Source organism: Moorena sp. SIO2C4 (assembly GCF_010672485.1).
In the GTDB taxonomy this organism is placed as follows: domain Bacteria; phylum Cyanobacteriota; class Cyanobacteriia; order Cyanobacteriales; family Coleofasciculaceae; genus Moorena; species Moorena producens.
This window is the reverse complement of the sequence record NZ_JAAHGN010000108.1, coordinates 1-11,509: the sequence shown is the minus strand read 5'-3', so window position 1 is coordinate 11,509 and position 11,509 is coordinate 1. Positions and strand designations below refer to the sequence as shown.

Here is an 11,509-nt window from a genome sequence, read left to right as displayed (position 1 = left end):
TCCATAATGCGGAGGCGACGAATTAGGGCTTCCACCCGTGCCATAAATTCCTGTATACCAAAGGGCTTGGTGAGGTAATCGTCTGCCCCAGCTTTAAGACCAGTGACGATATCTCTTTCACTATTACGAGCAGACAACATTAAAATTAGAGATTTTCGCTGCTGCTGAAGCCAGCAGCAAAATTCAACCCCATCGCTGTCTGGTAAATCAGAGTCTAGGATAACCAGAGTGGGTTGGCGATGGTGAAAGTCTTCCTTGGCTTGCTCAAGATTTTGTGATTGGTACACCCCATAACCGGATTTCTTCAGGTGCGACCCTAGAAGCGATCGCAAATGAGGGTTTCCTTCAATAATCTGAATTCTAACTGAGCCCACGGCACATTAAAGTCCTCTTAGCCTTAGCCGTTGGGATTTAATCATAGCAAAGGTCAGGTCAACATTCTGTAACAACTGCTACTTATGATCCCGATATTGGCTTGCGTTCTTCCAATACGACTTCCTAGTGGCAGCAAATGGACCAGGTCAGAGGGACAATAAGGACAATAGTAAAATTTCAATTTACCATTAATTTTAACTGACCATTTTCGATTATAGCATATAAGATGCAATTTAGTCTAGGTAACATAACAAATAATTGAGAAAAGTATTGAGGACTTGCTACTTTTGCTAAACTGAAGTTAAGTTGGCGTATCCGAGTTTCTACTGAGTGAGCCAATACCGCTACTGTTGATACTCAAAATTTCTTAAGACTATGCTGCAAGATCCTCAAGCTATACGCTGCTATCAAAAACTTACTGACTCCCTAGTCGATTTGTGGAATCGAGGTTATAGCTTCGATGAATTGCGGCTATATATCGATGGCTATCTTTCTGCCCTCAAACACACAAATACCCTTGAATCCTATATAACCTACCGCTTAGAAGAAGATGCCATTCGTTATCTTCGTGATCCATCCAACTTTGAGATGGTACCAATGCCGCAGCCAGAAACCGACTACTATTAAACCTTAAACACACAGAACCCCACTGAATCCGATCAAGTCCATGGGAGTACTCATCCTATCCGTTAGCTGGTAATAGGCAATTACCAATTATCCATTACCCATTACCCATTACCCATTACCAAAAAGCGATAGGCTATTCTCTTGAGTAATTAACTGGACTTGATATCAGTGGGTTTTCTTGGCAATCTGCTTTTCCCAAATACCAACTAAATTCTGAACCCTTTCATCCCAACCATACTGGGAAACACACTCCCTACCGTTGCGACCCATTTCCTGTCGCAACGCTGGGTTCTCAATTAATACTTTGAGCTTGTCGCAGAAATCTTCCTGATTCTGGGGAGTGAACAAAAAACCATTCCATCCGTCTTGGATATTCTCCACTACCCCACCTGCTTCAGGAGCGAGCACAGGAATTCCAGCTGCGAAGGCTTCTAATATAGTTAGCCCTCTAGTCTCCTTTTCTGATGCTGTGATATGAATATCACTGTTGACCAAAAGAGCTGGAACATTTTCCGGTGGCACTCTACCCAGTAAGTAACTATTAGGTGTTAACTTGCTTAAGCGGGTAGCAATCTCATCCCGCATCGAACCATCACCAGCAATGATCAGTGCGATTTTGTCACTGTTGACCTCTTGTACAACTCGTGAAAAGGCATTTAGGGTAAATTCCCACCCCTTATCTGGAGTTAACCGACCTAGAAAAATTAACTTAACTTTCCCCTCAACCTCTGGAATATCATAGTTCTTTTCGAAAAACTGTTCTTCCCGTAAACCAGGATAGAATTTACTAGCATCAAAGCCAACTAAATTGGCATGTAGGGTGTTTTTAATGCCCAGATTGATAATTTTTTTATGGGTAATCCGACTAGAAACTAGGGTGACATCATAAGAATTATACACTGAAATCAATATGGTTTTAAAAATAAATTTAATTCCAGCGACGACCAGAGACGGTAGAGAAAAGTAATCTTCGGCATAGTCAATAAAATTAGTCCTAAAAAAACTCACACAGGGAATACCAGCTTTTTTGGCAAAAGCCACCCCAGGCACTCGAAAAAATCCAAAAAACAGTCTTTCTGGTTCATCAACATGAATAATATCGGGCTGGAATTTTTTTAATTCCTGGAGGAGGATTGAATAGGAACTCCTGCGCACCTGACGCTCAAAGTCCAAGTCCATGAATGAGGTACTCGGTAAATTGATGATTCTCACTCCAGGCAGGATTTGACCAGTATAATCTCGCCAATTGGGATAGACATGTTCTAAAGCACTGTACTCAGGACAAAATAACAACACCTGGTGTCCCCACTGACTCAGTCGTTGTAGCCTAGATAATCCACTAACTGTTACGCCATCAATGACAGGCAAGAATCCAGAGGTGATAATAGCAATTTTCATAGGTGAATAGAATTATCCCACTCAGAGCGTGTTTAATTTTTAGGGGCAAAGCATTGACGATGCGTCCCAATTGTTGCATAAATCATGTCAGAACAGGTAAGGCAAATGTGATCAGGAGAGGGAATTGAGGAAGAGCACAACAATTCTATCTTCTCTATCTTCCCCATCTTCCCCTGAACCATGATCAGTATCTGTATGTAAATACTTCGCCCATCCCAGGAGTTAGGAAACGTTTCATACCAAATCCGGGTTAATTACCCCCTTTTTCAGCAAAAAGCATGAGGAGCTTCAGGAGCTTCAGGAGCTTCAGGAGAACAGGAGAAAGAATGCTGGAATCATAACGGGGGTTTTTGGAGCGAATTTGGTATCAAACACTAGTCGAAGTAGTTAAACCTAGGTTAGGGTGAATCGCATCCGGCAGTTCCTTTTCCACTCGCCGTATGGGTGGATATCGATAAGCGATAAAGCTTGCCAGGATGTTCAGAATTCCCATCAACAGCAACAGCAAGCCCATCCCACGCCCTGGACCAACTCCAATGATATGCCCAATACTACCTGCTAACAGTCCATCGGTAGCCATCATCGGTTCTAAAACATGATCGACTAACGGTCCGGTTAGCATGTGGGCAAGGATCAATAAGGAGTTTTCGATGGCCAGTTGTAAGGCGAAGACCCGTCCTTGCAGATTAGCTGGGACTTTGTTCTGCCAGATAGTTTGATTACAGCTAACGATAATGGGTTGAGCAAATAAAACACCAAACGCTCCAAGAGCAGCTAAGTTCACAGAAGCGCGGCACCCACCTAAAAGTAAGAACAAGCCTTGCAGGATTACAAAGCTAAAAATACCGTATATCCTGGGCTTGGGTCCTCCCCAGGTAGTCATGACCAAGCTACCAATAAGCATCCCACAACCGCCAATAGATAAAATGACCCCAAGTTCAGCACTGGAGGCAAAGCTTAACACCAGTGGCCATAACAACACCTGAAGAATACCCATAGTGAAGTAGACCACGGCAAAGAACATCAGCAACCCTTGCAGTCCTTGCCGTTTGGCAATGTAACGCCAGCCTGATACTAGATCTTGGCGCAGTTGGGAGAAGTGGGCTTGCTTTTGATGAGTGTGATGGCTAGACTGGAGATGGGGAATCTGAACGCTTAGCAATGTCGCTAGGGCAAAGATGAATGTGATGAAGTCTATTAATAGAATTCCCTGCAAGTGAATGGTCTCCAGCAGCACACCCGCCAAGGTCGGTCCAAGAATCTTGGCAGTTGCCCTAGAGGCTTGCATCATGCCATTAGCACGGCTAAGATGTTCTTGAGGCATCAGCTGAGTCGTAGCTGCTGTATAGGCTGGCAACTGGAAAGCCTTAAACGTTGAACTGATTGCTACGACTAGGTAAATGTGCCAGATGTCTAACCTGCCCGAGAACACCAGAGCCATAACCACCAGTGTGCTAGCCCCTGCCACGGAGTCGCTGAGAATCATCGCCCAGCGTCTATTCCACCGGTCTACGAATGTACCAGCTATGGGTGAGATAATAATATTGGGTAGGTGAATAAATAAAGAAATTAGGGCAAATTGGGTGATTGAACCAGTAGTCTGGTAAGCCCAAACGCCCAGAGCAAATTCGGTAAGATTAGACCCCAGAAGGGATACTAGCTGTCCCAACCAGATCAGAAAGAAAATCTGCATTTATTGTGTCTTTTTCTACTTTACTCGTCGTTATACTCCGCCATCGGCGGGATTATTGTACCTTTTATACATGAATGACTGAACCCCTTGCCAGTTCCCGCTAAGCTTACACCTTGATGGGTAAAACAGTCTAGCTCGGGGAAAAAGACTGTTGTAGGTGGGCTTACTGATATATCTAGTATGGTGGCAAGTTTTATGTTTGACGGTACCCTTGATGATTACTATTTGTGACATTTTTGCTTAGATTGTGGTGACATTGTGTTGATGCAAACCGCGAGAGAGGGAACCACGGCAGTCGCTCATGGTTTGAAGTTACCGTAAGACAGTTGAGCCTTAATCAATAAGTTTTAACCCTTTTTTGCATAACCTACCAACCATAAAGGCGAGCCTGTCTAAGGTTTCGTCTCCGGGGGGACCACGGCAGTCGCTCATGGGGGAAACCCCCAAGACCGCGCTGCCTCCCCAAGACCGCGCTGCCTCCCCAAGACCGCACTTGCTCCCCAATGGCTGCGCTGCATCGCTTTTGCCCGACAACCGCTTCTGTGGGTGACATGGTGCTGAATTTGCTGATCAGAATAATTCCGTAGTACCTATCTGAGCAGGAAGAGATGAGCTATTGTGGACACCTATCTTGAGAAGCTCCACAGCCGAGAGCTGACTGCTGACTCGTTACCAACTAGTTACGTTTAGTGGCAAGAAAAGACCAGTGACCCTGGTTATTAAGAAGAGTTTCAACAGTTATAATTTAAATTGACTTAATTTCCATTGACTATTGTATACTTTATTGGTAAATAAAACAAGTATCCTAAACGGGAGTTTTAAATCAATTGAGATATTGAGATATTGAAGATGCTTAACTATATCTAGTTCCTTATCTAGTTCGGTTTTGGATTGTTTGAGGTCACTAGTTTAATTTTTTTTGACCGTTTATCCCTGACACTCAAGCGTCAAGCGTCAAGCGTCAACCTCTTAAATTTAGTGCAACCTATAGGTTATAAAATATACCTCGGTTTGACCCCCCAGAGTATCCCGAAAATCACTCCCAGTATTTGGAATCATAATGATTGACTTTAATTTCGGTCAGAGGAGGTTGAGCTAAAGGACACCATTGGATTCACAAGACATGCTTTGATTGGACGCGATCGCATATTTTTGTAAAACTACTCAAAGTTAAACCAGTTACTGTAAATATCTTCATAGTATGATGATTCGTTATCGTTTTATTCACCCTTACTGATCCACATATTGCTGGTCATCGGGATTTTCTGGCTCCTCCAGAATCTCCGTTCGCTTAGCTTGACCTAAGGTCAATCGCGTAGCGTGGCTCACGGCCTCTCCTTCCTCATAACCGAAAATTTTGCCAAAATGGCAACCAATTACTAACATGTATGAGTCAATATTGTATAGATACAGGTTTATTTACTATTAAGTAAACTGCCATATAAATTCATGTCGAAATGATTAGATTCGGAAGAGGATTAACATAAAATCCAGGGTAAATAATATCGCCAGAGTCTTCTTGATTTTTATAATTTTTATGAAATTTAAATTAAGATTGCTTAAAATTGCTATAATTAACTAAATTTCAATCAGGGTGCTTTACTACTATATAAGTAAGTCAGTAATATCTCTGTCGAGATAACTAGTCATAATTAGTGATCTTACTGTGCAGTTTAATCAATATAGTTAACGAAAATCCCTATGGTATTAAACGCAAATCAACTATCTGAAATAACTATTAAACTAACGGCTACCCTGACAGCAGAACCTTTAAATAAATCTCTAAACTTATGGATGGAAGATATAAATATTCCATCCAAAATAAACTTATCAAAATCTAATCAACATGTTGAACAAATATTTGATAAGTCTAGTCTAATATCTACTCCTAAAAATGGGAGTACTGTCATCTCCTCAAGTTTTGAAGACTGGATCAGATCTCCTGCCAATCAGCCATTATCACCAAATCCCTCTAACCTAGGTTTAGCTACCAATTTTGATATTCTTAAAGCCGAGGCTATTAGATTTAATCATAACGATTACCAATTATTCAATAATTTAGTTATTGTTCATTTTAATGAACAATAAACTGATTAATTATATCAAAAAATTTTTGAAAAACAGACCTACATTAAACATGGCATAACTATCCATGATGGGGATTGTATTTTTGATATAGGGGCAAACATCGGTATGTTCACCCTGTTTGCTCAGCAAATCTGTAAAAATGCCAGACTATTCTCCTTTGAAGCCTTACCAGATGTTTTTGAACTGTTGCAGATCAATGCATCACTGTATGGCTCCAATGCCAAAGTCTTCAATTTTGGACTTTCCAAGCACTCAAAGACTATATCTAGTATTATTCATAAACAGAACATTGAAAAAATTGATTTACTCAAAATTAATGCTGATCAACCTCAGCTAGATATCTTGGCTGGCATCAAGGAGAAGGATTGGGAAAAAATTAAGCAAATTGTCATGGAGGTTGATCAGATTACAGCAGGGATAAAACTAAAGCAGATCACAAACTTACTCCAAAGGAAAGGCTACCAGTTAGTGATTGATCAAGAATTATTGCTGGCAGATACAGGGGTTTACCGTATCTACGCCAGGCGTAACTATCGGCTAAATCAATTCTTCTAGTATCCAACAGGAATGAAAATCCCTCTTGTTCTAGCAACACACTGATTACTCAGCTTACTCAGCCTTTGTGATAAGGAAGTGGATCGTCCAATCCCAACTCAGCAAAGGCAGCCAATCGCAACCGACAAGCATCACAAACACCACAAGCTAGATCGTTACCTGTGTAGCATGACCAGGTTTTTTCCCAAGGAACACCCAGCTGATTGCCTAATTTGATAATTTCGGTTTTTTTCAGGTCAATCAGAGGAGTGAAAATTTTAATTCCATTGCCCTCCCTACCTTGTTTTGTGCCCAAATCAAAAGCTGTCTGCATTGCTTTGATATAATCCGGACGGCAATCTGGATACCCAGAATAATCCAAGGCATTGACACCCACATAGACTCCCTCAGCACCAATTGCTTCTGCATAGGATAAGCCAAAGCTCAGAAAAATCGTGTTACGGGCTGGAACGTAGGTAATGGGGATTTCTTGAGACATCTGCTCTAGACTACGCTCCTTGGGTAGGTCAAGGTTATCATCGGTTAACGCTGAACCTCCCCACTGCCGTAAGTCAAACCTGACTACCTGATGTTCCTTAACACCTGCTGCAGTAGCAATTGCGTAGGCTGATTTGAGTTCTCGTCGATGTCGCTGCTGATAATCAAAGGAAAGGGCATAACACTCATAACCGTCTCCTACTGATTGATACAAAACTGTAGCAGAGTCTAAACCTCCAGATAACAACACAATTACTTTCTTAGACATGATCCAACCAGATATCACAAGTCTCATCAGGATAATGCCTAATCAAACGTTTTGCACTGTTACTACAACTACCAATTAATAATTTCATTGCTCTGTCAACAGACAACCCACAAACTGACACATAGGGTTAGTGTTCCATATTTCGTCAAACCACAATAAATATAGAACACATGTTTTAAAGGTTCTTTTAGCTTGAGTGGGATGGACAAAGCTTTGAAATTCTTCACATTTATAGTTGCTGTGGTACTATCTGGATGGTTTAAGGCGACTTAGATTAAGTAAATCGACTTATTACCAGTGGTGGAGGAGCAAAAAAGAGTGCAGAATAGTACTTATCAAAGACATCTAGATCATCAAGTCCAGCGCAACTTACCGCAGCCAATCAAAATCGGTGTGATTGGCGTTGGCAATATGGGACAACATCATGCCCGAGTTTTGAGTCTTCTCAAAGACGTTGAAATTGTGGGTGTGGCAGACATTAACGTCGAGCGTGGTTTAAATATTGCCAGTAAGTACCGTGTTCGCTTTTTTGAAGATTATCACGATCTTCTTCCCTATGTAGAGGCGGTTTGCATTGCAGTACCGACCCGTCTACATCATGACGTCGGGATGACTTGTCTACAAGCTGGAGTGCATATCTTAATTGAAAAACCGATTGCCGCTAGTATTGCTGAGGCAGAATCGTTAGTAAATGCAGCAGCAGAGTCCCAATGTATTCTCCAAGTTGGACATATTGAACGTTTTAACCCAGCTTTCCTTGAACTGAGCAAAGTTCTCAAGACAGAACAATTGCTGGCTGTGGAAGCTCATCGCATGAGTCCCTACTCTGACCGAGCCAATGATGTCTCGGTGGTTTTGGATCTCATGATTCATGATATAGATCTATTACTAGAATTGGTAGCCTCACCTGTGACAAGGTTAACCGCTAGTGGCAGCCGTGCTTCTGATTCCGGGTATTTAGATTACGTCACTGCTACCTTGGGGTTTGCCAATGGTATTGTTGGTACTGTCACGGCCAGTAAAGTGACACACCGAAAAATCCGTCGCATCGCTGCCCATTGCAAAAATTCTCTGACGGAAGCTGATTTCCTAAATAATGAGATTCTAATTCATCGGCAAACCACTGCCAATTATATGACCGACTATGGTCAAGTGCTTTACCGACAGGATGGTTTGATTGAGAAGGTTTATACCAGTAATATTGAACCACTCCATGCTGAGTTAGAACACTTTGTCAATTGTGTACGGGGTGGTAATCAACCTTCTGTCGGAGGTGAACAAGCTCTGAAAGCACTGCGCTTGGCCAGTTTGATTGAGCAGATGGCTCTTGATGGTCAAGTTTGGCACAACGTAGACAATGGGAATCATAAACTCCATACTTCCGTCATGACAGTTCCGTGTTAGTGACTTGTTGTTGATTTGTTGTTGATGATGTAGGGGTCAGTTGCACTTGTAACTGACCGACATTAGGGGGAGCCCAATAGGGTAAGGAACAAATAAGTACAAAGTCTGCCTGGACTGACTTCAACAGGGGGTCTTGAATTCGGATTTGCGATCAACCTTTTCCCCTGTGGCTTTGATCATTTACCTGACCAGTGTGATCACTGATGAAGCTACCAAGACACCCCGAAATGTGAGAGCCCTGCGTTTTTAGACCGGGTGTGAAACAGAGCGACTGGATTAATCCAGTCGTATCTCGAACCCATGAAACTATTTAATGGAACTATTTAATGAAACTATAGATATGTCACAATATTTGAAAGGAGGTGATGATCAAGATGTACAAAACAATTCCTGTAAAAGCAGTATTTAATGATGAAGAAAAAGCTTTTTGGCTGTTTCAATGTGAGAATGCTAACAGTCTATGGAATTGTGCGATTTATTACTCTAAACAAAAGCATTACAGTTGGCTAGAGCAACAAGTAGAGGCTTACACCACTTACTGGAAGGAAGATGTACTGCGGTATGGGTGGAGAACTTATAAGTGCGGGGTTAAATACGCAGAGCTTTGTAAAGAGCTGAAAGAAAACCCCCACTACAAAGCCATGGCCGCCCAATCAGCACAGCAAACTCTCAAGTCTGTGGCTGAATCAATTACAAGTTACAACCAATTAGTTGGACTTTACTATAAAGGCCAGGTAGACAGACCAAGGCTTCTTAGATACCGAAAGAAAGGGGGACTAGCAGCTGTTACTTTTCCCAGGCAAGCTCTTACTTACAAAGAAGGTTTATTTTATCCTTCTATAAGCAAAGAGAGTAAATCAGAATTACTTACTGAAATAGCCTTAGAAGCTCCGTATTTTTTTGACCCAGATTGGGTCAAAGAGGTGACTATTCGACCATATTTAGGGCAACTATGGATCCACTGGGTGATAGATGATGAAAAACAGCCGATAGAGGATAACCCAAATCTTGATTATTCTCAGGCATGGAGTTTCGATCATGGTGGCGATAATTGGTTGACCGGTGTATCGACTCATGGAAAGAGTCTAATCCTTGATGGTCGAAAGCTGAAGTCAATGAATCAGGGTTATGCTCGCCTGGTCGCAAAATACAAAACCGGGAAGCCTGAGTTTTATTGGGATACGAACTTAGATAGAGTTCAGCGGAATCGAAATAACCAAATGCGGGATGCAGTCAATAAAGCCGCCCGTTTCATTATTAATCGCTGCCTCAACGACCGCATTGGGAATATTGTAATCGGATGGAATGAACGACAAAAAGACTCAATTAATATAGGTCGAAGAGGTAATCAAAATTTTGTAGTAATTCCTACAAAAAGATTAATCAAAAGGCTGGAACAAATATGCCCTGAGTATGGCATTAAATTGACAGTAACTGAGGAATCTTACACAAGTAAAGCGTCGTACTTGGACGAAGACCCATTACCTAAGCACGGTGAAAAACCCAGTGGATGGCAACCTTCGGGAAAAAGAGTAAGGCGCGGGCTTTATAAGACCAAGGAAGGATACCTAGTTAATGCAGACTGTAATGGCGCGGGAAACATTACTAGGAAAGTAGCCAAACAGTTAGGTCTCGATCTAACCAAGATGGGTAGGGGAGCTTTGACACTCCCGCATAGGTATGACATTTTTAACTCTCTTAAAAAATCATATCGAATGAGCTGTGTTCGCGAAGCGTCGCACGGGAAAACCGCTGCGACTTCACATCCTCATAGAATCCCCCGTGTTTCAACCGGGGGAGATGTCAACTGAGCTGATATAACTTCACTGACTTTCTGATTTCCTTGGGGGCTAAGGTGAATGTGGTCACGGTAAAGTATTTCTGGTGTTTCGGTGTTATTGAACACTGGTAAAAAATCTAGATAAGTAATGTTGTGCTCGCCAGTAAAGTCACTCAAGCGTTTACGGGCTTTTAACTCATAGTCACGAGGTCCTTTGGTACCAATTTCCCGGAGTAGGGGGGTCATCCCTAGCACTAACTTGGCTCCAGCAGCATCAGTTAGGGTCTTAATTTCCCCAATGGCCTTGAGATTAAAGCCAACCCGGTCTCCTGGTTCTGCTCTGACTGCTTCCATTTCAGGAATAGCTGGTGCTCTCAGGAGATAGCGACTCCAGATCTCGGCTATGGCTAAGAGGGGTTTTTGGCTGGGATAATTGCGATCGCGTCCCACTTGTACAGAAGTCGGTGCTGTAGCAAACAAGTCATCGGTATTAATCAGTAATACCACTACATGGGCGTTGAAGGTGCCAAAGCGTCGTAGATAGGCTAACTCATTTCGTGGTCCCCAAGAATTAGCAGAAGCATTAAGGACTTCGACTGTTTCAAATGGTTTCTCCTTGGTTAGACTTGGTAAGACGTCTTTGGTCAGCCATAGTTCTAATTGAGATTGGAGCCGTGCTGATATGGTTTGGTCTTGGTCTGTCCACCAAGCCCCATTGGCAACAGAATCCCCCAGTAGGAACACCCGCAGCATCGATGGCGGTGGGCTAGGAGTAGTGGTGGGACTGCGCATGGAATATTCATTAATGACAATGCGGTTGCCAAACCGTCTGGTGCTTTGGTTA

General features: G+C 42.4%; 12 protein-coding genes. 5 read left to right on the top strand and 7 right to left on the bottom strand.

The window, feature by feature from the left end; translation table 11 throughout:
• Positions 1-374 (bottom strand): response regulator transcription factor (locus tag F6K20_RS08615; RefSeq protein WP_287294422.1); only part of this gene is annotated, 374 nt, incomplete at its 3' end.
• 376 nt (positions 375-750) lie between these two features.
• Here F6K20_RS08615 and F6K20_RS08610 point away from each other — a divergent pair.
• Complete coding sequence (locus F6K20_RS08610; RefSeq protein WP_008187787.1) at positions 751-1,002, top strand: DUF6761 family protein; 252 nt, start codon at positions 751-753, stop codon at positions 1,000-1,002.
• Between the two features lie 165 nt (positions 1,003-1,167).
• Here F6K20_RS08610 and F6K20_RS08605 read toward each other — a convergent pair whose 3' ends face one another.
• From F6K20_RS08605 to F6K20_RS08590, 4 genes are all read right to left on the bottom strand, one after another.
• Positions 1,168-2,400 (bottom strand): glycosyltransferase, encoded by a 1,233-nt coding sequence (locus F6K20_RS08605; protein ID WP_008187789.1) that lies wholly within the window; start codon positions 2,398-2,400, stop codon positions 1,168-1,170.
• A gap of 367 nt (positions 2,401-2,767) precedes the next feature.
• Positions 2,768-4,093, bottom strand: a complete 1,326-nt coding sequence (locus F6K20_RS08600) for an MFS transporter (RefSeq protein ID WP_287294420.1) — start codon at positions 4,091-4,093, stop codon at positions 2,768-2,770.
• A 367-nt stretch (positions 4,094-4,460) separates the two neighbouring features.
• Positions 4,461-4,646 carry a hypothetical protein gene (locus F6K20_RS08595; RefSeq protein WP_287247799.1) on the bottom strand — a complete coding sequence of 62 codons (186 nt, stop codon included), beginning with the start codon at positions 4,644-4,646 and terminating at the stop codon, positions 4,461-4,463.
• Between the two features lie 677 nt (positions 4,647-5,323).
• On the bottom strand, positions 5,324-5,479 hold the full coding sequence (locus F6K20_RS08590) for a hypothetical protein (protein ID WP_287247798.1): 156 nt from the start codon (positions 5,477-5,479) through the stop codon (positions 5,324-5,326).
• Positions 5,480-5,794: 315 nt separating this feature from the next.
• On the opposite strand from F6K20_RS08590, the gene F6K20_RS08585 reads away from it, so the two are divergent.
• Positions 5,795-6,181, top strand: coding sequence for a hypothetical protein (locus F6K20_RS08585; protein WP_287294418.1), 387 nt, complete (start codon positions 5,795-5,797; stop codon positions 6,179-6,181).
• A gap of 21 nt (positions 6,182-6,202) precedes the next feature.
• Entirely contained in the window at positions 6,203-6,736 is a 534-nt protein-coding gene (locus F6K20_RS08580; RefSeq protein WP_353736738.1) for an FkbM family methyltransferase, read from the top strand.
• A gap of 58 nt (positions 6,737-6,794) precedes the next feature.
• On the opposite strand, the gene queC is transcribed toward F6K20_RS08580, so the two are convergent.
• Positions 6,795-7,481, bottom strand: a complete 687-nt coding sequence (queC, locus tag F6K20_RS08575) for a 7-cyano-7-deazaguanine synthase QueC (protein WP_287294416.1) — start codon at positions 7,479-7,481, stop codon at positions 6,795-6,797.
• Between the two features lie 318 nt (positions 7,482-7,799).
• On the opposite strand from queC, the gene F6K20_RS08570 reads away from it, so the two are divergent.
• Together F6K20_RS08570 and F6K20_RS08565 are read left to right on the top strand one after the other, a co-directional pair.
• Positions 7,800-8,885 (top strand): Gfo/Idh/MocA family protein, encoded by a 1,086-nt coding sequence (locus F6K20_RS08570; protein WP_287265125.1) that lies wholly within the window; start codon positions 7,800-7,802, stop codon positions 8,883-8,885.
• Positions 8,886-9,259: 374 nt separating this feature from the next.
• Positions 9,260-10,696: an RNA-guided endonuclease InsQ/TnpB family protein gene (locus F6K20_RS08565; RefSeq protein WP_044494236.1), complete on the top strand. Its 1,437-nt coding sequence runs from the start codon at positions 9,260-9,262 to the stop codon at positions 10,694-10,696.
• Here F6K20_RS08565 and F6K20_RS08560 read toward each other — a convergent pair.
• The coding region (locus F6K20_RS08560) for an SGNH/GDSL hydrolase family protein (RefSeq protein WP_287294414.1) at positions 10,654-11,509 on the bottom strand (856 nt) is incomplete at its 5' end. The genes F6K20_RS08565 and F6K20_RS08560 overlap by 43 nt on opposite strands.

Coding starts and splice junctions, on each gene's coding strand:
- F6K20_RS08605 (WP_008187789.1), bottom strand. CDS start 2,400: ATGAAAATTGCTATTATCACCTCTGGATTCTTGCCTGTCATTGATGGC.
- queC (WP_287294416.1), bottom strand. CDS start 7,481: ATGTCTAAGAAAGTAATTGTGTTGTTATCTGGAGGTTTAGACTCTGCT.
- F6K20_RS08565 (WP_044494236.1), top strand. CDS start 9,260: ATGTACAAAACAATTCCTGTAAAAGCAGTATTTAATGATGAAGAAAAA.
- F6K20_RS08585 (WP_287294418.1), top strand. CDS start 5,795: ATGGTATTAAACGCAAATCAACTATCTGAAATAACTATTAAACTAACG.
- F6K20_RS08590 (WP_287247798.1), bottom strand. CDS start 5,479: ATGTTAGTAATTGGTTGCCATTTTGGCAAAATTTTCGGTTATGAGGAA.
- F6K20_RS08595 (WP_287247799.1), bottom strand. CDS start 4,646: ATGTCACCCACAGAAGCGGTTGTCGGGCAAAAGCGATGCAGCGCAGCC.
- F6K20_RS08600 (WP_287294420.1), bottom strand. CDS start 4,093: ATGCAGATTTTCTTTCTGATCTGGTTGGGACAGCTAGTATCCCTTCTG.
- F6K20_RS08610 (WP_008187787.1), top strand. CDS start 751: ATGCTGCAAGATCCTCAAGCTATACGCTGCTATCAAAAACTTACTGAC.